Raw genomic sequence first — 23,750 nt, forward strand, 5'->3', positions numbered from 1 at the left:
ATCAATAAAACCAATCCGGGGTCGCGCATGGCGCCTATCTTATCAGTTGTTCTGAATTTATATGCACTTAGGCGTTCTGAGCGGCATCTGCAGCAAGTGCGCAGAGCTTCGCGAATGCTTCACCGTCGAGCGAAGCGCCACCGACGAGGCCGCCGTCGACGTCGGGCTTGCCGACGATCTCAGCGACGTTCTCGGCCTTGACGGAACCACCGTAGAGGATGCGCATCTCCTTTGCGATGTTCTCGTCCGCAATTTCTGCGACGGTCTCGCGGATAGCTGCACAGACTTCCTGCGCGTCTGCAGCCGATGCGACCTTACCGGTGCCGATAGCCCAGACAGGCTCGTAAGCGATGACGGTCTTGGCCAGCTCAGCGTTGGTCAGGTTAGCCAGGGAGCCCTTGACCTGAGAGACAACGTACTCGACGTGCTCTTCGGCCTCTCGGACCTCCAGCGGCTCGCCGACACAGACGATTGGGTTCATGCCCTCGCGCAGTGCTGCCTTGGCCTTCTTTGCGACCAGCTCATCGTCCTCTGCGTGCATATCGCGACGCTCGGAGTGACCGACGACGACCCAGGTGCAGCCGAGCTTTGCCAGCATCGATGCGGAAATCTCGCCGGTGTAAGCGCCGGACTCGTGGACTGAGACATCCTGCGCGCCGTAAGTGACGCCGAGCTTATCGCCCTCAACCAGAGTCTGGACCGAACGCAGGTCGGTAAACGGCGGGATGACAGCGACGTCAACCTTGTCGTAGTACTCCTTTGGCAGAGCGAACGCGAGTTTCTGCACCACACCGATAGCTTCGAGATGGTTCAGGTTCATCTTCCAGTTACCAGCAATAAATGGTGTACGTGCCATAGTGGTGGAATTCACTTCCCTATCAATTAGCGGATTTTTAAGCGATGAAAATCCGGTGGTGGAAAAATCTTAGTCTTCCAGGACGGAGACGCCCGGCAGAGTCTTACCCTCGAGGAACTCCAGCGAAGCGCCACCACCAGTGGAGATGTGGCTGAAGCCGTCCTCGTTCAACCCCAGAGTACGTACTGCTGCTGCGGAGTCGCCGCCACCGACGACGGAGAAGCAACCGTTGTTAGTGGTGGCATCGATGATGGCCTGTGCAACCTCGCGGGTACCAGCTGCGAAAGCCTCCATCTCGAACACGCCCATCGGACCGTTCCAGAACACAGTCTTGGACTCAGCCAGCACCTTGCCGAATGCCTCAGCGGAAGCCGATCCGATGTCCAGGCCCATCCAGCCTTCCGGAATCTCGGTGGCATCGACGACCTTGTTTTCAGCGTCAGCAGCGAACTTGTCGGCCACGACTACGTCGGTTGGCAGAACAATCTTTTCGCCGTAGAGGTCCAGCAGATCCTTACAGGTGTCAATCATCTCTTCCTGCAGCAGGGACGCACCAACGTCGTAGCCCTTGGCAGCCAGGAAGGTGAAGCACATGCCGCCGCCGATGACCAGGGAGTCAACCTTCGGCGCGAGAGCCTCAATAACGCCCAGCTTGTCGGAAACCTTGGAACCGCCGAGCACGACGGTGTACGGCTTCTCCGGGGTCTCTGCGACCTTGCGCAGAACTTCAAGCTCAGCCTGAACCAGGTTGCCGGCGTAGTGCGGCAGCTTCTTAGCGACGTCGAAGACGGAAGCCTGGGCGCGGTGAACAACACCGAAACCGTCGGAAACAAATGCTCCGTCCGGAACAAGTGCGGCCAGCTCGGCTGCGAATTCGGCGCGTTCTGCCTCGTCCTTGGAGGTCTCGCGCGGATCGAAGCGGACGTTCTCCAACAGGAGTACATCGCCCTCGGTCAGACCATTTGCGCGCTCGTGCGCGTCCTCACCGGAGACATCACCGGCGAGCGCGACGTACTGCTCCAGGCGCTCAGATAGCGCCTCAGCGACCGGGGCCAGGGAGAACTCGGACTTAACCTCGCCCTTCGGGCGACCCAGGTGAGCCATAACAACGACCTTGGCGCCGGCCTCGACAAGCGCGGACAGGGTGGGCAGCGAAGCATCGATTCGACCCGGATCGGTGATAACGCCGTCCTTCAACGGAACGTTAAAGTCGGAGCGGACGAGGACGTAACGGCCTTCAATACCTTCGTTGATCAGGTCTTTGACAGTCTTAACAGTCATCTCAATGAAATCCTTGTGAAAGTGTGTAAAAAACGGGCCGTGGGTGGCGTGCCCTACTCAGGCGCAACCACCCCGGCCCGTTCGGGGTCTGGGATTAACCAGGTGAGTTATTAGAGGCGCTCACCGACGTAGACAGCCAGGTCGACGAGGCGGTTGGAGTAGCCCCACTCGTTGTCGTACCAGGAGACAACCTTGACCTGATCGCCGATGACCTTGGTCAGCGGTGCGTCGAAGATCGAGGAACGCGGGTCGCCCTCGATGTCCTTGGAAACGATTGGGTCCTCGTTGTAGCCCAGAACACCCTTGAGCTCGCCCTCAGCAGCTTCCTTGATGGCAGCATTGACGGACTCGACGGTGACCTCGCTCTTCGCAGTGAAGGTCAGGTCGGTGACAGAGCCGGTCGGGGTCGGAACACGCAGTGCGTAGCCGTCCAGCAGACCCTTGAGCTGCGGCAGAACCAGAGCGACTGCCTTTGCAGCACCGGTGGAGGTCGGAACAATGTTCAGTGCAGCAGCGCGGGCGCGACGCAGGTCCTTGTGCGGAGCGTCGTGCAGACGCTGGTCACCGGTGTATGCGTGGATGGTGGTCATGAGACCGCGCTCGATGCCGAACTTGTCGTCCAGGACCTTAGCCATCGGAGCCAGGCAGTTGGTGGTGCAAGAAGCGTTCGAAATGATGTTGTGCTTCTCCGGGTCGTAGTCAGTGTGGTTAACACCGACAACGAAGGTTGCGTCTTCGTTCTTAGCCGGAGCGGAGATGATGACCTTCTTGGCGCCAGCCTCGATGTGAGCCTTGGCAGCGTTGGCATCGGTGAAGAAACCGGTGGACTCAATGACGATGTCGACCTCGTGCTTGCCCCACGGCAGGTCCTTCGGGTCGCGCTCAGCGTATGCCGCGATGCGCTTGCCGTTGACGGTGAGGGACTCATCGTCGTAGGTGACCTCTGCGTCAAGCTTGCCCATGATGGAGTCGTACTTGAGCAGGTGAGCCAGGGTCTTGTTATCAGTGAGGTCGTTTACAGCAACGACTTCCAGGTCAGCGCCCGCAGCGAGCAGGGAGCGGAAGAAGTTGCGGCCGATGCGACCAAAACCGTTAATACCTACACGAACCGTCACAATAATCTCCTTAATGGATTGGCGAATCGATGCCACTTGTCAGGGCGCTGATTGCGCTCCAACAGGTTCACTACAGAAGTGTACGTTGGGTTTTTCATTCGCGCAGCGGTGGTTTGGTGCGAAAATCCCAAATAAACGGAGATTTATCAAAAATTACGCACCTGACTAGGCATAACAGGTGCTTTACTCGTCAACTTCTTTGTCAAAAAGTTCGTCTGTAACGACTGCAGTTGTGGGGGGAATTCCGAGTTCGTTTGCTCTTTTGTCCGCCATGGAGAGCAAACGGCGGATGCGTCCTGCGACGGCGTCCTTGGTCATTGGCGGATTTGCCAGCTGCCCAAGTTCTTCCAATGAAGCCTGCTTGTGCTCGATGCGCAGCTGTCCTGCAGACACCAAATGGTCTGGTACATCGTCTCCGAGAATCTCTAATGCACGCTCTACTCGTGCTGCTGCAATAACGGCCGCACGAGCCGAGCGCCGCAGGTTGGCATCGTCGAAGTTTGCCAAGCGGGTGGCCGTCGCTCGCACTTCACGACGCATACGCTGTTCTTCCCACTGCAGGCGAGTAGTCTGGGCTCCCATTCGCGTCAGCAGCGCACCGATTGCATCGCCCTCCCGGATGATTACGCGATCGCCACCGCGGGATTTATTCTCCTTGCTCTTAGCCGTAATTCCGAGCCTACGAGCACATCCCACCAATGCGAGTGCCGCTTCAGCAGAAGGAGCAGTGACTTCCAAAGCTGAGGAACGCCCCGGCTCAGTCAGTGAACCATGTGCCAAAAAAGCACCCCGCCATGCAGCTTCTTGATCAATTTTCTGCCCCATGATCAGCTTGCGTGGTAGCCCACGTACGGGACGTCCCGCAGAGTCAATCAGGCCAGTTTGCCTAACGACGAGTTCCGCGCCATCAGTTACCCGCACGATGTACTTCGAGGTCTTTCGCAAGCCACCGGGAGATAAGACATTGAGGCTGGCTTTGACATCGTAGAGTTCGGCCAGCATGGAGCGCAGGCGGCGTGCGACAGCGCCGGAATCCAACTCAGCCTCCAGCACAATCGAACCTGCCACCAGGTGGAGTCCTCCTGCGAAGCGGAACAGGGTCGCAATCTCCGCTGCCTGAGCGCTTTCCTGCGAAACTGACACGCGGGCTAGTTCGTCTTTGACCTTCGCCGTCAATGCCACGATGCTGTCCATCCTCATTTCATGTGTACGAGCTGGGTTTGGGCCTGGTTAATTTAGGTAAAATTAACCCCATTTGAGCTTTAGCAATAAACCTCAAGGATAGTATCCGGAACCAATCGAGTGGCAATTAGTTGATTGTCTATTGCATCCTCGCAGGAGAATGCATAAAAACCCTCGACTGACCGGACGCTTTAGAGGAACTGACGAAGTGCGACAGCTAGTTTCTCCGGCGAATGCCGACCCGTCAGAGCTCCGTGGTCATCAACTTCTTGCACATCGGCGAAGACAACCTGCGCGTCTAGGCTATCCGCCGCTCGCTGCAGGTATTCTCGTTCGGTATCCGCGAGCGGCGTGTTGTCGTCGACAAGCACGTAATTGAGCTTCAAGTTAGGTGCATGCTGCGTGAGCATATGGATGTGCCGTTCGGAAGAAAAACCGGCGGTCTCCCCCGGCTCGGCGACAAGATTCAGCACCACGACGGTTGTGGCATTGGTTTCTTGCAGAGCATCCCGCAGCCCGGGCACCTGAAGATGTGGCAGAACCGAAGTAAACCACGAACCCGGACCCAGCGTCACCAAATCGGCATTGAGGATAGCTTCAATGGCCTCCTCGGATGCCGGCGGAGTCTCAGGAATCAGCCGGATTCGGCGCACCTGGCCAGGTGTCGTGGCCACTGCGACCTGGCCACGGACCTGGCGCACAACGCGAGCATCCTGCTCCAAGCCAACGACTTCGGCCTCAATCTCTAGCGGGATCGGCGACATGGGCACGACTCGACCCCGGATTTGCAGCAACCGGCCAATTTCGTCAAGCGCGTCGACTTCATTTCCCATCACACTAGTGAGGCCAGCGATAATCAGATTGCCAATCGCATGCCCTGCCAGTGCGCCAGTTCCGCCAAAGCGGTGCTGCAGTGTCTTTTCCCACAGATCGCCTTTTTCCGTATCTGCGGAAAGCGCGGCGAGTGCCATGCGAAGGTCTCCAGGGGGAATCTGCCCCAGCTCACGACGAAGGCGACCCGAGGATCCGCCGTCGTCGGCAACTGTGACCACCGCTGTGACATGGTCCGCAACCTGACGGTCAGCTCTCAGCGTGGCAAATAGACCATGACCGCCACCCAGACTGGTAATTGATGTCAATTTCTACACCTCCACGAAAACCGCTAATTGCGGTCAATATCGCGGTGGACGACGTTGACGTTGATCCCGGAAACTCCCTCGAGCTTCTTAGCCAGCGCCTCCGACATGGCCACACTTCGGTGATGGCCTCCGGTGCATCCCACAGCGATAGTCATAAAACCCTTGCCCTCACGCCGGTAACCGGGCAAAACCAATTCAATCAAGTTTGTGACGTTGTCCAAAAACCCCTGAGACTCCGGTTGGGACAGTACGTAGTCGGCCACTGCTTTGTTGGTACCGCGGCCCGCACGCAGCTCAGGTACCCAATAGGGGTTGGGGAGAAAACGGACGTCGAAAAGCATGTCGGCATCGCGCGGTGCACCGTGCTTAAACCCAAAGGACTCGATGGTAATCTGTTGAATCTTGCTAGCGGTATCCGACAGCTGATGCTCTAACTCACGGCGCAAATCGTGCACGCTCATGTCAGAGGTATCCACTACTAAATCCGACATGCCCTTTATGGGCAGCAGCATCTGACGTTCAGCTGCAATACCCTGTGAAAGCGTGCCATTTTCCTGCAGCGGATGTGTGCGGCGGACTGAGTCGTAGCGGGCGATGAGGGTGTCGTCGTTAGCATCAAAGAAGATGACATAGGGCTGGCGCCCCTCATTGCGGAGTCCGTCGAGCACCTCCCCCAAACTGCCCGCGAATGCGCGCGAGCGAACGTCGGTGACGATAGCGAGGCGCTCTACTGGAGAGTCCGCCTCAAACGACAACTCGACCATGCGCATAATCAACTCCGGGGGCAGGTTGTCTGCGACATACCAGCCCATCTCCTCCAAGACGCTGGCGGCCGTATTGCGTCCGGAACCGGACATGCCGGTAATCAACACAAGTGACTTTTCAGCCTGAGGGGAATAACCCGAAGTAATCATGCCATCACTCTAATACAATTTCGGCCAACCGCTCTCGGTTTTACTAGCGGAAGTAAACCCGCTAGCACTGTTTCAAGTGCGGTTTTAGCCACTTGTTTACCTACTTCTACGCCTACTCTCCCGGACCGACATCCGAGTTTGGTTCTGACGACTTCTCGTCTGGATGGAGGTAATCGTAAACAGTTTTCGCGAGCATCGGCCCGAAACCAGCCACTTCTTCTATCTGCACGACGCTGGCCTTCTTCAGCGCCGCAACGGAACCAAAGTGCTTGACCAACTCACTGCGGCGTGCTGGCCCCAGCCCCTTAATGCCATCAAGCACCGACGAGCGCATGCGTTTAGATCGCTGCTGACGGTGATAATTAATGGCAAAGCGGTGCGCCTCATCACGAATTCGCTGAATAAGGTACATCGCCTCCGAATTGCGCGGCAGAATGAGTGGCTCATCGTCGTCGGGAATCCACAGCTCTTCTAAGCGCTTGGCAATCCCCACCAACGTCACATCGGTGACCTCGAGTTCATCGAGGACCGCCTGAGCGGCTGCGACCTGCGGTGCACCACCGTCGACGATGAACAACTGTGGCGGGTAGGCAAACTTGCGGCTACTCCTCGACTGCTCATCGACGGCATCAGTCGTCTCCTCGACGAACATTTCGCTGGCATCATCGGGCATGGCGAGCTTGTCCTCGTTATGGCGCAGAAAACGACGGCGCACCACCTCAGCGATGGAGCCGACGTCGTCGGAGCGACCGTCACCCGCTGCATCCTTGATACGGTAGCGGCGATAGTCGGACTTCTTGGGCAATCCATCCTCGAAGACCACCAACGAGGCCACCACATCGGTGCCCTGAATATGCGAGATGTCAGTGCATTCGATACGCAGCGGCGCTTCATCCATAAACAGCGCGTCCTGAAGTTCGGAGAGAGCCTGCGATCGAGTAGTTAAATCTCCACTTCGCTTTAGCTTGTGCTGGCGCAGCGCTTCAGCTGCATTTTTCTGCACGGTCTCCATGAGCGTCCGCTTGTCACCGCGCTGCGGGACCCGAATGTCCACATTGGTGCCACGAATATCGGCCAAAAATGCAGCAACCTCCTCAAGATCGTCGGGCGTGGCCTGGACGAGAATTTCGCGTGGCACAACCTGGGCGGCAGTGGTCGATTCATCGCCGTCGACATCCGCGTGCTTGGCGGCATCGCCATAGAACTGTGTCAGGAACTGCGTTAGCAGCCCACCCAAACTGGGGTCAGTTTCTCCCTCTCGAAACTCCGTAGTCGCGTATTCGCCGGACTTCTCCACTACCCAGCCGCGCTGACCGTAAATACGTCCTGCCCGAACATGGAAAATCTGCACGGCCGCTTCCAGTTCGTCGGTTGCTAGCGCAATAAAATCGGCATCGGCGGCGTCGGAAAGCACGACTGACTGCCGCTCCATGACCTTGTCGATGGCAGCGAGGTTGTCGCGCAGACTAGCGGCGCGCTCGAAGTCTAACTCGCCGGCAGCTTCCTCCATTTCCTTCTTCAAGCGCCTCGTGACCGGGCCCGTATTTCCCGACATGAAGCTGGTAAAACCACGGACAATTTCGCGATGTTCCTCGGCACTGACACGGCCGACACAAGGCGCCGAGCATTTGTCGATATAGCCGAGCAAACAGGGCCGCCCCAGGGCCTGCTGCCGGTTGAAGACACCCTTGGAACAAGTGCGGGCCGGGAAAACTCGTGTCAGCAAGTCGAGGGTTTCTCGGATAGCCCACGCGTGTGAATAAGGCCCGAAATAACGCACGCCCTTCCGGCGCGGTCCTCGGTAGAGAAAGAGCCGCGGGTACAGCTCTCCAACGCTGACGGCCAACATCGGATACGACTTATCGTCGCGGTACATCACGTTGAACCGCGGATTAAAGCGCTTGATCCAGGTGTACTCCAACTGCAGCGCTTCGACCTCATTGTGGACAACAGTCCACGTCACCTTCGAAGCGGACTGCACCATCTGACGGGTGCGGGGATGCAGCCGAGTTAAGTCCTGGAAATAGTTAGACAAACGCGCACGGAGATTCTTCGCCTTGCCGACGTAGAGAACGCGCCCGGTTGAATCGAGAAAACGGTACACCCCCGGCTCCGTGGGAATGGTGCCGGGGGCGGGACGGTACTGAGAAGGGTCAGTCACTTACGGTGTCCTTAAAACATGTCCTTGGGTTAGTCCTCCGGCATGAACTTGTCTTCAAGTTCACGGAACCGGCGGATGTCTTCCACGACGCGGTTGCCGTCGGCCGACTGGATCGCGAGCATCGGCACAAACTCAAAGTCAGGCAGCTCCAAGCGAGCCCAGCGGGACTTCTTTGGAAAACTCAGGCCGTAGATATCGACCCACGGGTAAAACTTCGCATTGAGTAGATTGCGGACTTCCACACCCCTGGCATTTACGCGAACGCGAGCCCGAGTCAGCAGCAGGATTACCCCGGCGATGATCAAACCAATCATTGGGAAAGCCAGCTGGTCAATAAAGGTCACCGAAGCTCCGGTGTTACCAAAGTCCACCACGATACCCATGAAGATATGGATAGCGAAAACCACAACTGCAGCGATAATCGCCCACAGACGCAGCTTTTGCGAGGTGATTTCCAACAGCCATTTGTCTTCGCTACCGGTGTCGACGGCAGTCGAATTGCTGTGGCGTTCGGAGTTACCCATTCTCACTCAGCTCCACCTTCACGAAGGGACTTCAACACTGCGACGGTGTGCAGCGCTGCGGCCATGGCCTCGCGACCTTTATTCTCCGCGGCGCCCTCACCGCCGGCACGATCAATTGCCTGCTGTTCAGTGTTGCAGGTCAACACACCATTGCCAACTGGCGTTTCACAGTCCAGTGCGATCCGCGTCAGGCCCTCAGTCACCGAGTCGCAGACATAGTCGAAGTGCGGCGTACCACCGCGGATAACGCACCCCAGCGCCACCACGGCGTCGTGAGTTCGGGCGAGCTGTTGCACCACAACCGGAATCTCCAGAGCACCGACGACAGTCACATCCGTAACTACAGCGCCGACCTCCTCGGCCTGGGCCAGCGCTTCACGACGAAGCTGCCCAGTAATCTCCTCGTTCCAGTGAGAGGTGACCAGACCGACTGTCACACCAGTGGAATCGGGAACGGAAATTTCAGGAAGACCTGCGCCACTCATCTACTGTGCTCCTTCTGTCGAAATGCCGTGGGTCTCCATGTACTCATCCAACCAAGGGAGCTCATGGCCCATGCGTTCGCGCTTTGTCAACAAGTATTTCAAGTTATCCTCGTTGACCTCAACTGGCACCGGTACCCGGCGGCTCATCTCCAGTCCATAACCACCTAGGCCGGCACGCTTGGTCGGATTGTTCGTCAGCAGCGCCATAGAGGTGACCCCAAGATCCTGCAGAATCTGTGCACCAGTGCCGTACTCACGTGCATCCGACGGCAAACCGAGCGCAAGATTGGCATCAACGGTGTCAGCGCCTTCATCTTGCAAGTGGTAGGCCTGCAGCTTCGGCATCAGACCAATGCCTCGGCCTTCGTGACCGCGCATGTAGAGAATGACGCCGCGCCCCGCTTCGTGGACCATGCGCATGGAGTTGTGCAGCTGCTGACCGCAGTCGCAGCGGCGAGATCCCAATGCGTCACCGGTGAGGCATTCGGAGTGCACACGCACGAGGACATCCTGGCCATCGTTGGAAGACACATCCCCCACAACGAGAGCGACATGCTCGACACCGTCGATAAGGCTGCGGTAACCAATGGCACGGAACTCGCCGTAGTCGGTCGGCAGCTTGGTTTCGACAACGCGCTCAATCAAGTGCTCGTTGTGGCGACGGTATTCAATCAGCTGCTCGATGGAAATCAGCGCTAAATCGTGCTCGTCGCAGAAGCGACGTAGTTCCTCCGCGCGAGCCATGCCGGTCGGGTCTTCCTCGGAGACAACCTCACACAGCACACCGGCAGGACGAAGCCCTGCCAGGCGGGCGAGATCGACCGCAGCCTCGGTGTGGCCGGCACGGACGAGGACGCCACCATCGCGAGCTCGCAACGGAACCACGTGTCCCGGTCGGGTGAAATCGTGCGGGCTGGACGTGGGGTCAGCCAGAGTACGAATGGTGTTCGCACGATCTGTGGCGGAAATGCCGGTCGTACCGGTGTTGGCATCCACGGTCACTGTATATGCGGTACCGCGGGCATCCTCATTCTCCGACACCATCGGTGGCAAATTCAGACGCTCGCAGTCCTCGGCGGTCAGCGGTGCACAGATGTAACCAGAGGAATAGCGAACCATAAAGGCAACAAGTTCAGGCGTTGCCTTCTCTGCGGCGAAGATAATGTCGCCCTCGTTCTCACGATCTTCATCGTCGACGACGACCACGGCCTTACCGGCTGCGATGTCCGCAATGGCCCGTTCAACAGAATCGAACTTAATCACAGTCTTGTAGCTTATCTTTCCAACATTTTCTCGACGTACTTGGCTAGCACATCGACTTCCAAATTGACCTTGGTGCCTACTGCGGTCGAACCAATAACGGAGTCCGTCAGCGTCGTCGGTATCAGACTGACCTCAAAGAACCCCTCGCCTACTGCAGAGACAGTCAACGAGGTGCCATCCACGGCAATTGAGCCCTTTTCCACGACATACTTGGAGAGCTGCTCCGGCAGAGAAATCCGCACTACTTCCCAGCGTTCCCCTGGCGTGCGCGAAATAACCTCGCCGGTGCCATCGATATGTCCCTGCACGATATGGCCGCCGAGGCGTTGCCCTACTGCGGTTGCACGTTCGAGGTTGACCTTGGAACCGACCTCAACCTGGCCGAGACTCGACCTATCCAGAGTCTCTTGCATGAGATCAGCGGTAAAGAAGTCATCGCCAAACTCCACGACGGTCAAACAAACGCCATTGACAGCAATGGAGTCACCGTGGTGCACGTCGTCAAGCACGGTGGTCGCGCGAATGGTCAGAGTAATGGAATCGGCTTCGCGGTCGATTTCGCGAATTTCGCCGAGTTCCTCAACAATTCCCGTAAACATAGTGGTCAGGAAAATCCTTTACCGTTTGTTATAAAATGAAAGACTTTTACAAAGTTAACTCTAGCCGGTCTACCCGCGATCTTTGCCACTGCGGAGTGCCGTGATCAAAATGTCGTCCCCCAGAGTCTCTACCGCGACGGTACGGAAACGGGAGATGTCAGTGATGGAGGTCTCGTGGTTGGACGATGTCACTGGCAGGCCAGCGCCGAGAAACGCCGGGGCAATGTAAGACTCAATCGCGTCGACAGCATCGGCTTCTAAGAAAGCGCTGGCGAGCCGTGGGCCGCCTTCTACCAGCACGTCAATAAGCCCCATATCCGCCATTGTCTCCAGCGCGACTTCCACATCGTGAGTGCGAATGTGGCGGAAACTATCGCCGCGGATATTCGCATCGGCGGCAACCTCCGAGGTGCCAATCGCGATGCGCAGAGGCTGCGTTGACAGCTCCTCGCCGTCTGGTGTGCGCGCGGTCAATCGCGGATTGTCGGCGAGCACTGTTCCCGTTCCGACGACAATCGCTTGCCGACGTGCACGATCTACATGTACCCGTGCCCGCGCCTGCTCCCCCGTAATCCACTGCGAGGTGCGGTCGGTAGCGGCGGCGAAACCATCAAGTGTGCCCGCCGTCTTCAGCGTGATGTGTGGGCGCCGAGTGCGCTGCCAGTGTAACCATGGACGCAGATAGCCATCCGCCACACGATTGCGTTGGAACTCCTCGACCACGTCGATTCCCTTGTATCGCAACCACTCGCTGCCGCCAGCGGCCACGGGATTAGGATCGGCGACCGCAAATATGACGCGGGAAACTCCGGCTGCCGCAAGTGCCTCGGTGCACGGTGGTGTACGGCCGATATGATTGCACGGCTCTAGTGTGACCACTGCAGTACCGCCCTGAGCTCGTGCCCCCGCCATTTCTAATGCTTGTGGCTCTGCGTGTCGGCCACCTACCGGCTCAGTTCCGGCCACTCCTACCGCAATCCCTGCGGTATCGAGGATGACGCAACCAATCGGTGGATTGGGATAGGTGGTGCCCCGAACTCGCTGGCCGGCTTCTATGGCCAATGCCATAGCTTGAGCGTCAGTCAGCGGCTGTGCGGAGACGAGATCCGGAAACTGTGCCACCGTGCTTCACCGCCGTCTACTTAGTTGCAGCAGTAGTGGCCAATGCGCGCAGCTCATCGACAGCCGCCGCACGATCATCAGCGCCGAAAACGGCCGACCCTGCAACGAAGGCGTCGCAACCGGCGGCGGCAGCGGATTCGATGGTCTTGGCGGAGATACCACCGTCAATCTCGATCAGAGTATCCAGACCTTCGGCATCAATGCGCTGACGCAGCTTCTCGACCTTGGTTAGCTGATCCGGCATAAAGGACTGGCCCCCGAAACCGGGTTCGACACTCATGACCAGCACCTCGTCGAATTCGGCGAGGTGATCCAGCCACGGCTCAATTGGGGTACCCGGGCGCAGCGAGAACCCGGCCTTCACGCCCTGGGAACGAATGTGGCGTGCCAGTGCGATGGCATCGTCGACGGCTTCCACATGGAAAATAACGGAGCTCGCCCCCGCCTTAATGTAGGTGTCGACCCACTTCTCCGGGTTCTCAATCATGAGATGGACATCCAAGTACTTGTCCGTCACCGCAGCTACGGCCTCCAGCACCGGAGCGCCGAAGGACAGGTTGGGAACGAAGTGGCCATCCATGACGTCGATATGCAGCCAATCTGCATTGGCTACAGCCTCAACCTCGCGGTCGAGGCGAGCGAAGTCAGCAGCGAGAATGGACGGGGCAATAATTGGTGCGCTCATAACCTCTGAGCCTAGTCGTTCTTGCGCAAAACTGAGAAGAACATCGCATCGGTACCGTGGCGGTGTGGCCACATCTGCACAGATGGATACGGTCCGACATCAGTCATCGGCGCTACCAACTCGTGTGCATTCAGCTCCGTCACCGGCAATTCCGTCACTGCCCTATCGACAATGCCCCTGGTTTCCCGCAGATGCGGAGAACACGTGGAATAGACGATGATGCCACCCGGCCGTGCCAGACGCACAGCTTCACTGAGCAGTTCAAACTGCAGCGCAGTCAAGGAGTTCAGATCGGACGGCGACTTCCGCCAGCGCGCTTCCGGGCGACGGCGAAGCGAGCCCAAACCAGAGCACGGCGCGTCTACCAAAATGCGGTCAAAGCCTGCCTCCAGCCCGGTATCGCGACCATCCGCAACGGTTACAGTCACTGGCAGCCCGGCCGTGGCCTTCTTCACCAGTTCTGCGCGAGTCGCAGATACCTCAACAGCGTCGAGCTTCGCGCCCTCAATAGCTGCGATGCCGCCGATGAAAGCTGACTTACCACCGGGGCCGGAACACAAATCTAACCAGCGGCCGCTGTCTTCACCGGCAACGGGTGCCATGGTGACGGCACGCGCAATGAGCTGAGAACCCTCGTCCTGCACCGCAGCCAAGCCCTGTCGGACCGGCTCCAATTCTCCTGGGGCACCGGAATCCAAGCGCACGCAGTACGGCGACCACGGTCCCTCTTCACCGCCGGTGATCAGTGCCAATTCCTCAGCAGTAATCTCGCCCGGACGAGCGACCAAGTGCACCAACGGGCGCGCATCGTCGGCAGCGAGTGCCTGCTGCAGCTCACCGGCTTGTGCACCGAGTGCGCGGGCAAACTCCATCGCAATCCAGCGCGGGTGGGCATGCTTCATCGCTACGTAGCTAATCGGATCGGTCGCAGGATCCGGCGCGACCTCAGCCACCCATTCGCCTTCGGTCTTCGAGGAAACTTTCCTCAAAATGGCATTGACAAAGCCGCGCGCACCAGGTCCCGCTACCTTCGCCACCGCCCGCACCGAGGTATCGACCGCCGCGTAGGCATCGACGCGCGTACGCAGCAGCTGGTACGTGCCCAGGCGCAACACATCCATCACCGGTCCAGCAATATCGTTTAACGGGCGTGACGACGATGCCTCAATCACGGCATCCAACAGGCCTTCCGCCCGCAGTGTGCCGTACGTCAGCTCAGTTGCAAAAGCAGCATCCCGACCCTTGAGCTTGTGTGCCTTCAGCAACCTGGGCAGCAGCAGGTTCGCGTAAGCATCATTCTCGCGAACGTCGGCTAGTACCTTCAGTGCGACCTTGCGCGGTTGGTCAATGCCACCGCGATTGTCCCCACCTCTGTTGTCACGGTTACGGTTGCGGTCATTGCGGTTCTGTCCGCTGCGGTTGCCGCGCTGCCGTCCGCCACCGGTGTGGCGGGGTTTGTCGTTGCCCATTTACTCGCAGACCTTTCCGCCGGGTTGGCTACCTCGCGCCCAGTCGGACGCATCCATCATCTTCTTACCCTGTGGCTGCACCTTCACCAGCTGCACATAGCCATCGGCACAACGCACAGATACTCGGTGCTTCTCCACTACCAACTCACCCGGTGTGGCGGCTGCCGCCTCCGGAGCAGCTGCCTTTCGCACCTCGTCGACCGCGGCGCTGTCCTCGTCGGAAAGCGGGGTGAGCTCTCCGACCTTCAAACGTGCGCCGTCGAGAGTTGTCCACGCACCTGGGGCAGGCGTGAATGCACGAGCGCGGCGGTCAAGAAGATGTCGCGGCTGAGTCCAAACGATTCGGGCATCCTCCGGCCCGAACTTAGCGGCGTAACTGACATCCTGTTCTGGCTGAGCGGTCGGACGCAACGCACCGGCTTCGATGCCGTCCATGGTGGCGGCTAGAAGATCCGCGCCGGAGTATGCCAGGCGGGTCAAAAGGTCGTCGGCATTATCGGTCGGGCGAATCGCTTCGGTGACGGTACCGAAAACTGGTCCGGTATCCAGACCCTTTTCAATCCGGAAAGTACTGGCACCCGTGACTTCATCGCCGGCAGCGATAGCTGCCTGCACCGGCGCGGCACCTCGCCAAGCAGGAAGCAGTGAGAAATGCAGATTGACCCAGCCGTGCGTCGGTACATCGAGCAATTCCTCCGGCACGAGATTGCCGTAGGCGACCACCGGGATGCAGTCGGCGTTTAATTCGCGGATCTGCTGCTGGATCTCTTCATCGCGCAGGGTCGTCGGGGTGAGCACGGGAATGTCGTGTTCCAAGGCCAGAGCCTTCACCGGCGAGGGCGAAAGCGACTTACCGCGGCCACGGCGGGCATCGGGGCGAGTGAGAACAGCGACGATTTCATGACGGGAGTCTTCGAGCAACTTCTTCAGTGCAACGACAGCAGGTTCCGGGGTTCCGGCAAAAATCAGGCGCACAGTAAGTGGATTCCTTCCTGGTGGACCTAGTTGTTCTAGTTAATCTAGTGATGAAACTCGGGGCGCCACACCCAGGGGTCTAGGCGCAGGTGAGTTAACCGCGGTTGAGGAACCAGTCCTGCTCACGCAGAGAACGCATCGCGGTCTTGCGCTCGTCGCCCTCGAGACGCTTCAAAAACAGCACACCATCCAGGTGGTCGCTTTCATGCTGCACACAGCGAGCCAGCAAATCATCAGCTTCGAAGCTCACCGGTGTGCCGTGGCGATCCTGGCCAGTAACGCGCACACGTGCGTGTCGAGTCACGGGTCCATTAATACCCGGGATAGATAGGCATCCTTCGATTTCGTGGACAGTCTCGTCGCCGATGGCTTCCCATTCCGGATTGACGATGTGCCCGCGGGTGCCGTTGCAGTCGTAGACGAAAACGCGCTGCAGCACGCCGACCTGGTTTGCCGCGAGCCCGACGCCCTGTTGCTCGTCCATCGTGTCGAACATGTCATCAATCAGGTGCGACAGCGTCGCGTCGAAATCAGTGACGGTATCCGCCTTGGACAGCAACACCGGATCGCCGAAAAGACGTACCTCACGAACTGCCATGAACTTAGAGCCTCCAAGAAAACTGGTGTGAATCAAGCGATAACGCGCTCATTTTAGCAGCTAGCCGAAATTAATCGGATCGACGACAACGCGCACCGGCGTCGGGTCCTTCCTGGTCGCTCGAACGACCTGTGCTGCCTTCAACGCCGCTCCCACCGCCCGTGCTTGCCGACGGTCACAGCGCACCAACATCCGCTGAATAGGTGTACCCGGTTCCACGCCTGCTGGTGGTCTGGCGTTGCGGGGAAGGTCTACCGGCCCCAGGATTTCCGCGCCCGATGGAACCTCCAGGGACTCCATGAAGTTACGCAGGCCCTCTTCAGTCCCGTCCACCGCTGCCACGTGAAAGGCCGGAGGCAGAGTGGCGGCTGTACGGTCGGCCAATTCCCTGTTCGCAGCGCCTACCGCGTCCCATGCCAGAAGATCGGCCACAGTCGGGACTGCAGCATCCGCATCGATAACCACTGCCCCTCCTCGCTCCCGCGGTCGCGCAAGCGTGACAGCTCGAGACCAATGCGCATAGGCCTCTTCATGAGCGCGCAAGTCCTGCCGGCCGAGCATCGCCCAAGTGTCCAGCAGCATCACTGCACCGTAGCCCTCCGGCGCATAAGGCTCGGCTCCCGGCGTGGCCACCACGACCCTCGGGCCTTCGGGAATGTCGTCAACAATCCGTTCGCCAGAGGAAGCGACGACTGGGAATGGACTGAAAATACGACCAAACTCTTCCGCCGTACGTTCACTGCCGACCACGACTGGCCGAATCTTGGTGGAACCGCAGCTATGGCAACGGTGGTGGATGTCGATGCGGCCACACCACCGACAGGTCGGCGGCGCCGGATCGTCCGGGTTATCGGACGGTGGAATTCCCAGTGGACCGTTACACCAGCGACAGCGCGCAGGCGCGCCACAGGAACGACACGACAATGTCGGTACATATCCCTTGCGGGGTACCTGGACCAGAATCGGAAGCTCTTCGCGCAGCGCGGCTTTTGCCCGTCGAAAAGCGATGGCAGGAAGGCGTCCCCTACTCACGTCATCCGGGTCTTCGGAAGTGTCCGTGGAGGCAATCATCTCCGGCATGGATTCAGCCAGGGCGTCGGCGCCTGCAACCAGATTGTGCGCCCAACCTGAGGAGACCAGCAGCTGCACCTCTGCTGTACGGCTATACGATGCAAAAATAAGAGCGCATCCCTCCTGCGCACTTCGCGTGACCAGCACCTCGCGAGAGTGGACGTAGGGTGCGCGGGGGTCTACGAGGTTGTCATCGCCATCATCGACAATCACTGCTAAACGCAGATTCTGCACTGGGGCGTACGCTGCCGAACGTGTGCCGACGACTATGCGCCCCTGGCCGTGCAGGATATCCAGGTACCGGCGATAGCGGGACTCGGGCCCGAGACCAGCCCCGAGAAGAGTGAGCTGACGGGCAGAAATGAGCTCGCGAAAAGCGCTCTCGAAGCGCGCCTGCATGCGTGCGTCCGGCACAATGATGAGAACACCGCCACCATCGCGGGCGACCGAAACGCTGAGCGCGGCGAGCATGGCTGCCACCTGTTCCCCTGGAACTGGCTGCCACGCTGCGCGTGCCGGGGAGCCCTTGCGGACGGAATCGACAAAGGATTCGCCGAAGACATAGTTGCCCCAAGCGGAAAGATCCGGATCCTCGGTGGCAAGCTTTCCCAATTCCTCCCACGTTGGGGGCATGTTCTCCTTGCGGGCACGTTCGGCCCGTGCATGACGGGTTGGGATGGCGGATCGAATGATGTTTGAGCGTGTTGCGCCGTAATACTCCGCCAGAAAATCCACCAACCGTCGAAGCTGTGGCGGATAGACAACCTCAGAGCTGATGACATCCTTGAGATAGGACAGTTTGCCGTCGTGAGTGGGCGTGGCACAGCGCTCCAGTACCAGCGCATTGACCAATTGGCCGTGGAAGCGAATCCGCACGCGGCAACCGACAACCGCTTCCTCCGCTAGCGCGCGCGGAACCAGGTAATCGAAGGGGCGATCCAACTGCGGCAGCCCCAAAAGTGGAAGCACCCGCGCGACTGGCAGCTTCTCAGCTGCGGCGGCGGGTGCGAAGGGGGCGTCGGTCATAGAGTCTTACTCTACTTCCCCACCCCAGGGTCATGCTGGCGGGTGGTGTTTATCCCAGGCCAGCGGCTGCGCGGAGCTCTTCAACACGGTTGAGTTGCTCCCACGGCAGGTCCAAGTCAGTTCGGCCAAAGTGACCGTAGGTGGAGGTCTGCGCATAAATCGGGCGCAGCAAGTCCAGGTCACGAATAATAGCGGCCGGACGAAGGTCGAAGACCTTGTTGATAGCCTCGCGGATGGCGTCGTCCGAAACGTGACCGGTGCCGAAAGAGTCGACGTAAAGGCCTACCGGGCGAGCGCGGCCGATAGCGTAGGCGACCTGAATCTCCAGGCGGTCAGCCAGACCTGCGGCCACGGCATTCTTCGCAACCCAACGGGTGGCATAGGCGCCGGAGCGGTCCACCTTTGACGGGTCCTTACCCGAGAATGCGCCGCCACCGTGACGAGCCATACCGCCATAAGTGTCGACGATAATCTTGCGGCCGGTCAGGCCGGCATCGCCCATCGGGCCACCGATAATAAACTGGCCAGACGGGTTGACCAGCAGATTCAATTCCTCGGTAACAAAGCGCTCGCGCAAGTTAGCGTCGTCGAGCACCCAATCGACTACGTGAGTCTTAATCTGCTCGGTAATCCACTCCTGGGTCACATCCGGGTCGTGCTGCGTGGACACCACTACGGTGTCCAAGTACACCGGGTTATTGTCTTCGTCGTAAGCGAAGGTGACCTGAGTCTTACCATCCGGTCGAAGCGATGGGACGATGCCTTCCTTGCGTACCTGCGTCAAGCGGCGAGCCAGACGGTGCGCCAGTGCAATCGGTAGCGGCATGTACTCCGGAGTTTCGTTGGTAGCGTAGCCGAACATCAGCCCCTGGTCGCCAGCGCCCTTGAGATCTTCTGCTTCGACTTCGCCACCAGAGCTGCGTGCTTCCAGAGAAGTGTGCACACCGTCGTGGATGTCTGAAGATTGCTCACCGATCGAAATGGAGACGCCACAGGTCTTGCCGTCAAAGCCCTTTTCAGAAGAATCGAAACCGATCTCCTTCAGTCGACTCCGGACAATTCCAGGGATGTCAACGTAGCTCTTCGTGCGAACCTCGCCAACAACATGGACTAAACCGGTAGTCACCACAGTCTCAACGGCGACCATCGATGCAGAATCCTGCGCGAGCATAGCGTCAAGGATGGAGTCCGAAATCGAGTCGCAAATCTTATCTGGGTGCCCCTCGGTAACAGATTCACTGGAAAACAGCCGAAGATTAGAGGCCACGAGCAGTACAACTTTCTTCTAGATCATTTCCCCAGCCCTGCGATGTCGCTGCGGCGTGGGTTTTCGTTTGATTCGATAATTATAGACCAAGCGGTTCAGTCGCCGTAGTAGGCCTCCGCTACTCCGCTGGCTGAGGTTCCTGTCGCAGCTCGGAAACTGCATCCAAAATCGAACCGGCCACCGAGAATTTTGAGCCCCGCGGCACGTCCCACTGCTCGCCATCGAGAGACAACAACCATCCGACATTGTCCGTCGCACCGAAAGTTTGCCCACCTGAGACGTCGTTACACATGAGCAAATCGCAGCCCTTGCGCACAATTTTCTGCTTCGCAAGCTCGAGTGGCGTCGTCGTCTCGTCGCCGGTCTCAGCCGCAAAGCCCACCATCGTCGTGGTTGCCGGAATCTCGCCCGCTTTACGACGCTCCACAGTGGTAGCCAGAATGTCAGGGTTTTCTACGAGCTGGATGTTGCTCAAAGCGTCGTCTGCGACGCCCTTCTTCATCTTGGCCCCAGCGGTCGATGCCGGACGGAAGTCGGCGACGGCAGCGGCAAAAATGCAGACATCGGCCAACTTGGAGTGTTCGTGGGCGGCCTTGGCCATCTCCAAAGTGGAATCAACCTTTACAACATTCGCGCCCAGCGGTGTCGGCAACTGATCTGTATGTCCTGCCACCACAGTGACCTGAGCGCCACGCTGTGCTGCCATCTCCGCTAGCGCGAAGCCCTGACGCCCTGAGGAGTGGTTGCCGATAAAACGTACCGGGTCGATAGCCTCACGGGTGCCACCGGCAGTAATCATGAAGCGCACGCCCTCGAAGTCGCGGCGGAAGTGGCGCGGATTCTCGACTGCCGCTAATGCCAGCGAAACTATCTGCTCTGGCTCCGGCAGACGACCTGGACCAGTGTCCTTACCAGTCAAACGGCCATGGGCCGGATCGAGGACAATAGTGCCATGGCGACGAAGAATCGCGATATTATCGCGCGTAGCTGGATGGTTCCACATCTCAGTGTGCATGGCAGGAGCCAGAACCACCGGGCAGGTCGCCACAAGCAAAGTTGCGGTGAGAAGGTCGTCGGCACGCCCGTGTGCGGCACGCGCCATAAAGTCGGCAGTCGCGGGAACCACGACGACGAGGTCGGCCTCCTGCCCCACGCGGACATGCTGAACTTCATCGACTGCGTCAAAAACCGTAGTCGACACCGGGTTCCCCGACAGCGCCTCGAAAGTAGCCGCACCTACAAAATTCAATGCGGACTCGGTGGGAACGACGCGAACATCGTGACCGAGTTCCTTGAAGCCACGAACAACGTGTGCGGCCTTATATGCAGCGATGCCGCCGGCAACCCCGACGACAACCTTTAAACATTCGGATACGTCAGCATTACCGGCGGCATGCATACAGATATCTCCCCTTAAGGAAATGCTCTAGCCCTCAGTGTGGTCCAGCAGACCAGCGTTGATTTCACGAAGAGCGATGGACAGAGGCTTCTCAGCGACCCCCGGAGTAACCAGCGGGCCAACGTACTCCAGCATGCCTTCGTCAATCTGCTGGTAGTAGTCATTAATCTGGCGTGCACGCTTGGCAGCGAAGATAGCCAGAGCGTACTTCGAAGAAGCCTTACCAAGCAGCTCATCGATCGGCGGATTGGTAATACCAATTGGCGGGTCGAACACTGCCTCGGTGGCGGTATTTTCCTGGGTCACGAGAAATCTTTCCTCAATAGAACGTGAGTTACTGGGGTGACAATAGAAACCGTCGGAGCAATAGAAACACCATTGCTTGGAAACGATTTCTACTATCGATGATGTGGAGTCGCCCTGTTACTTGCCAGTAGTCAGCGCCTGAGCGATGGCCGCCACAGCATCATCGACATTGTCGTTGACAACAACCTCATCGAATTCGTGCTGAGCATCCATTTCCACTCGCGCGGTTTCCAGGCGACGCTTGACTTGCGCCTCGGTTTCCGTGCCACGACCAGTGAGCCTGCTGACGAGAATCTCCCAGCTTGGCGGAGCCAAGAACAGCAGGTGAGCATTCGGCGCTACCTTACGGATGGAGCGGGCTCCCGCCAGATCCACCTCAACGAGTACCGGACGTCCCTCGGCGAGAGCTTTATCCACCGGGCCACGCGGCGTTCCAGAACGCTGCAGACCACCGTGGATTTCAGCCCACTCGAGCATCTCTCCTGCATCAATATGCTGTTGGAACTTCTCCGGGGTCACGAAGAAATAGTCGCGGCCATCGACCTCACCCGGCCGTGCGGCGCGGGTGGTCATGGAAACGCTGAAGTACAGTCCGGGAACCTCGGCACGGAGCCGACTGACAACAGTGGATTTTCCCACACCGGCAGGGCCGGCAAGGACTACCAGCTGACCGTTTTCATTCCCGGCCACTGCGACTAGTCCTCCACTGCGTAGCCGAAGCGCTCCAGCAGAGCGCGACGCTGACGGTCACCCAGGCCACGCAGGCGGCGGGTCTGAGCAATCTCCAGGTCATTCATGATGTCCTGTGCCTTGACCTTGCCGACCTTCGGCAGAGCCTCGAGCAGAGCGGAGACCTTCATCTTGCCGATGATCTCGTTCTCGTCAGCCTGCTTGAGAACCTCTGGCAGGTCGATAGCGCCACGCTTCAGCTTGTCCTTGAGCTCTGCGCGTACCTTGCGGGCCTGAGCTGCCTTCTCGAGTGCTGCTGCACGCTGCTCCGGGGTCAACTGCGGAAGGGCCACGTGTTCCTCCGTAAAAATAGATTGGTTAGTTTCTTATTTACTTGCACGAGCCTCGCGTCCACCAAGGGCAGGCAACGACACCGTGCTTAACGATTGGAGACCGTACCGCACTTACCGGTTGTTGAGGCAAATGCTGACGGGGTGTCGATAAAAATGACACCAGGGCTTTATCCGCCCCACCTTTCGGTCGTGGTCAACCAACTCCGGCGATTGTAGCACCGTTTGCCCAGGAGAATGGAAATTGACCACGGTTTTTGTACGAAATCTCCCAGGAATCGTCACAGTAACTTGCCTATACCTACTCCGCCGCCACCTGAGGCTCATTAGGAAAATCTCGGCAGCTAGGTACGGAAGAAGCCCGCAGGGGCACCTGTTCTATGAGGTGCGCCCTGCGGGCCTCTGCCAAATTGTCGATTCGCTGCTAACTCTCGGATAGGAACGGAGCCGCAGCTTCAATAGTTGCGCGCCGCAGCGCAGCAGGATCAGGCCCAGCGGAGAGAATTGCACGCGAAATATTTGGCAGTGCAAGCCCCTTGGATTCCCCTGCCAGACGATCTACATCGGCCGGGGTTCCACCCTGAGCTCCCACACCGGGCATGAGAATGGGACCACGCAGGTCACTGAGCACCGGGGCGTCGTCAAGCGTTGCGCCAACAACAACGCCGATGCTGCCCGCCTTTGCACCAGCGTCAATCTGGCGGGCATTAATAGCGGCTGCCTGGTTGACCATGGTCTGAGCCAGACTCTCACCCGAAACCGTCGCCTTCTGTACGGACGCACCTTCCGGATTGGACGTTGCGGCCAGCACGAACAGGCCGCGTCCGTTCTCCAACGCCAACGAAAACGCCGGATCAAGAGCACCGAACCCAAGGTACGGAGATACCGTCAGTGCGTCGGCGGCTAGCGGCGAGCTATCCGACAGCCAGGCATCAGCGTATGCAGCCATCGTCGAACCGATATCGCCCCGCTTGGCATCTGCAATCGACAGCGCACCGGCGTCCTTCAGATCCGCCAACGTCCGCTCCAGGACGGCAAAGCCCTTGGAACCGTAGGCTTCGAAGAACGCCACCTGGGGCTTGACGACGGCAACGATGTCACCGAACGCCTCGACGCATGTGGCGGCAAAACGCTCTAGACCGTCAGCCGAATGCGGCAACTGCCAGGCATCCAGCAGCCCCGGGTGCGGGTCGATGCCCACGCAGAGCCGACCGCGCTCGGCGACAACCTCGCTGAGGCGATCGCCGAAACCTTTGACTGTCCGCACTGCGGAACCTTCAGCCTTCGCGGTCAT

Annotated in this window: 23 protein-coding genes; all 23 read right to left on the minus strand. The window is 58.9% G+C overall.

Going from position 1 to position 23,750, the window contains the following annotated elements; all coding sequences use genetic code 11:
* Positions 1-67: 67 nt before the first annotated feature.
* The 23 genes from tpiA to pyrF all read right to left on the minus strand — a co-directional run bounded on the left by tpiA (position 68) and on the right by pyrF (position 23,750).
* Complete coding sequence (tpiA, locus tag HMPREF2849_RS03975; protein ID WP_049190741.1) at positions 68-856, minus strand: triose-phosphate isomerase; 789 nt, start codon at positions 854-856, stop codon at positions 68-70.
* Positions 857-925: 69 nt separating this feature from the next.
* Positions 926-2,137: a phosphoglycerate kinase gene (pgk, locus tag HMPREF2849_RS03980; protein ID WP_070547090.1), complete on the minus strand. Its 1,212-nt coding sequence runs from the start codon at positions 2,135-2,137 to the stop codon at positions 926-928.
* Between the two features lie 110 nt (positions 2,138-2,247).
* Positions 2,248-3,252, minus strand: coding sequence for a type I glyceraldehyde-3-phosphate dehydrogenase (gap, locus tag HMPREF2849_RS03985; protein ID WP_048731894.1), 1,005 nt, complete (start codon positions 3,250-3,252; stop codon positions 2,248-2,250).
* A 183-nt stretch (positions 3,253-3,435) separates the two neighbouring features.
* Positions 3,436-4,434, minus strand: coding sequence for a DNA-binding protein WhiA (gene whiA / locus HMPREF2849_RS03990; protein WP_049190810.1), 999 nt, complete (start codon positions 4,432-4,434; stop codon positions 3,436-3,438).
* A 191-nt stretch (positions 4,435-4,625) separates the two neighbouring features.
* Positions 4,626-5,573, minus strand: a complete 948-nt coding sequence (gene yvcK / locus HMPREF2849_RS03995) for a gluconeogenesis factor YvcK family protein (protein ID WP_048731879.1) — start codon at positions 5,571-5,573, stop codon at positions 4,626-4,628.
* A 23-nt stretch (positions 5,574-5,596) separates the two neighbouring features.
* Entirely contained in the window at positions 5,597-6,487 is an 891-nt protein-coding gene (gene rapZ / locus HMPREF2849_RS04000; RefSeq protein WP_005510809.1) for an RNase adapter RapZ, read from the minus strand.
* Positions 6,488-6,599: 112 nt separating this feature from the next.
* Positions 6,600-8,648: an excinuclease ABC subunit UvrC gene (uvrC, locus tag HMPREF2849_RS04005; protein ID WP_070862628.1), complete on the minus strand. Its 2,049-nt coding sequence runs from the start codon at positions 8,646-8,648 to the stop codon at positions 6,600-6,602.
* Between the two features lie 29 nt (positions 8,649-8,677).
* Positions 8,678-9,172, minus strand: coding sequence for a PH domain-containing protein (locus HMPREF2849_RS04010; protein WP_070862629.1), 495 nt, complete (start codon positions 9,170-9,172; stop codon positions 8,678-8,680).
* A 2-nt stretch (positions 9,173-9,174) separates the two neighbouring features.
* The gene (ribH, locus tag HMPREF2849_RS04015; RefSeq protein WP_048731874.1) at positions 9,175-9,657 is read right to left on the minus strand and encodes a 6,7-dimethyl-8-ribityllumazine synthase; all 483 of its coding nucleotides are present in this window, start codon (positions 9,655-9,657) and stop codon (positions 9,175-9,177) included.
* A complete protein-coding gene (locus HMPREF2849_RS04020) occupies positions 9,658-10,920 on the minus strand; it encodes a bifunctional 3,4-dihydroxy-2-butanone-4-phosphate synthase/GTP cyclohydrolase II (protein ID WP_070567144.1) in 1,263 nt (420 codons plus the stop codon).
* Positions 10,921-10,931: 11 nt separating this feature from the next.
* Positions 10,932-11,519 (minus strand): riboflavin synthase, encoded by a 588-nt coding sequence (locus HMPREF2849_RS04025; RefSeq protein WP_070567147.1) that lies wholly within the window; start codon positions 11,517-11,519, stop codon positions 10,932-10,934.
* A 69-nt stretch (positions 11,520-11,588) separates the two neighbouring features.
* The gene (gene ribD / locus HMPREF2849_RS04030; protein ID WP_070862630.1) at positions 11,589-12,641 is read right to left on the minus strand and encodes a bifunctional diaminohydroxyphosphoribosylaminopyrimidine deaminase/5-amino-6-(5-phosphoribosylamino)uracil reductase RibD; all 1,053 of its coding nucleotides are present in this window, start codon (positions 12,639-12,641) and stop codon (positions 11,589-11,591) included.
* 16 nt (positions 12,642-12,657) lie between these two features.
* Positions 12,658-13,326: a ribulose-phosphate 3-epimerase gene (gene rpe / locus HMPREF2849_RS04035; RefSeq protein ID WP_016422722.1), complete on the minus strand. Its 669-nt coding sequence runs from the start codon at positions 13,324-13,326 to the stop codon at positions 12,658-12,660.
* 11 nt (positions 13,327-13,337) lie between these two features.
* Entirely contained in the window at positions 13,338-14,795 is a 1,458-nt protein-coding gene (locus HMPREF2849_RS04040) for an RsmB/NOP family class I SAM-dependent RNA methyltransferase (RefSeq protein WP_016422721.1), read from the minus strand.
* Complete coding sequence (gene fmt, locus HMPREF2849_RS04045; RefSeq protein ID WP_016422720.1) at positions 14,796-15,770, minus strand: methionyl-tRNA formyltransferase; 975 nt, start codon at positions 15,768-15,770, stop codon at positions 14,796-14,798.
* 94 nt (positions 15,771-15,864) lie between these two features.
* The gene (def, locus tag HMPREF2849_RS04050) at positions 15,865-16,368 is read right to left on the minus strand and encodes a peptide deformylase (protein ID WP_016422719.1); all 504 of its coding nucleotides are present in this window, start codon (positions 16,366-16,368) and stop codon (positions 15,865-15,867) included.
* A 60-nt stretch (positions 16,369-16,428) separates the two neighbouring features.
* Positions 16,429-18,465 carry a primosomal protein N' gene (locus tag HMPREF2849_RS04055; RefSeq protein ID WP_070862631.1) on the minus strand — a complete coding sequence of 679 codons (2,037 nt, stop codon included), beginning with the start codon at positions 18,463-18,465 and terminating at the stop codon, positions 16,429-16,431.
* A gap of 49 nt (positions 18,466-18,514) precedes the next feature.
* Positions 18,515-19,732 (minus strand): methionine adenosyltransferase, encoded by a 1,218-nt coding sequence (metK, locus tag HMPREF2849_RS04060; RefSeq protein ID WP_048731861.1) that lies wholly within the window; start codon positions 19,730-19,732, stop codon positions 18,515-18,517.
* Between the two features lie 118 nt (positions 19,733-19,850).
* The gene (gene coaBC / locus HMPREF2849_RS04065; RefSeq protein WP_049190762.1) at positions 19,851-21,131 is read right to left on the minus strand and encodes a bifunctional phosphopantothenoylcysteine decarboxylase/phosphopantothenate--cysteine ligase CoaBC; all 1,281 of its coding nucleotides are present in this window, start codon (positions 21,129-21,131) and stop codon (positions 19,851-19,853) included.
* Between the two features lie 27 nt (positions 21,132-21,158).
* Positions 21,159-21,437: a DNA-directed RNA polymerase subunit omega gene (gene rpoZ, locus HMPREF2849_RS04070; protein WP_005510796.1), complete on the minus strand. Its 279-nt coding sequence runs from the start codon at positions 21,435-21,437 to the stop codon at positions 21,159-21,161.
* 117 nt (positions 21,438-21,554) lie between these two features.
* The gene (gmk, locus tag HMPREF2849_RS04075; RefSeq protein WP_070438382.1) at positions 21,555-22,127 is read right to left on the minus strand and encodes a guanylate kinase; all 573 of its coding nucleotides are present in this window, start codon (positions 22,125-22,127) and stop codon (positions 21,555-21,557) included.
* A gap of 5 nt (positions 22,128-22,132) precedes the next feature.
* Positions 22,133-22,459, minus strand: a complete 327-nt coding sequence (gene mihF / locus HMPREF2849_RS04080) for an integration host factor, actinobacterial type (RefSeq protein ID WP_016422714.1) — start codon at positions 22,457-22,459, stop codon at positions 22,133-22,135.
* A gap of 421 nt (positions 22,460-22,880) precedes the next feature.
* Positions 22,881-23,750 (minus strand): orotidine-5'-phosphate decarboxylase, encoded by an 870-nt coding sequence (gene pyrF, locus HMPREF2849_RS04085; protein ID WP_070438379.1) that lies wholly within the window; start codon positions 23,748-23,750, stop codon positions 22,881-22,883.

Source organism: Corynebacterium sp. HMSC073B01, from assembly GCF_001838255.1.
GTDB lineage: Bacteria > Actinomycetota > Actinomycetes > Mycobacteriales > Mycobacteriaceae > Corynebacterium > Corynebacterium jeikeium_D.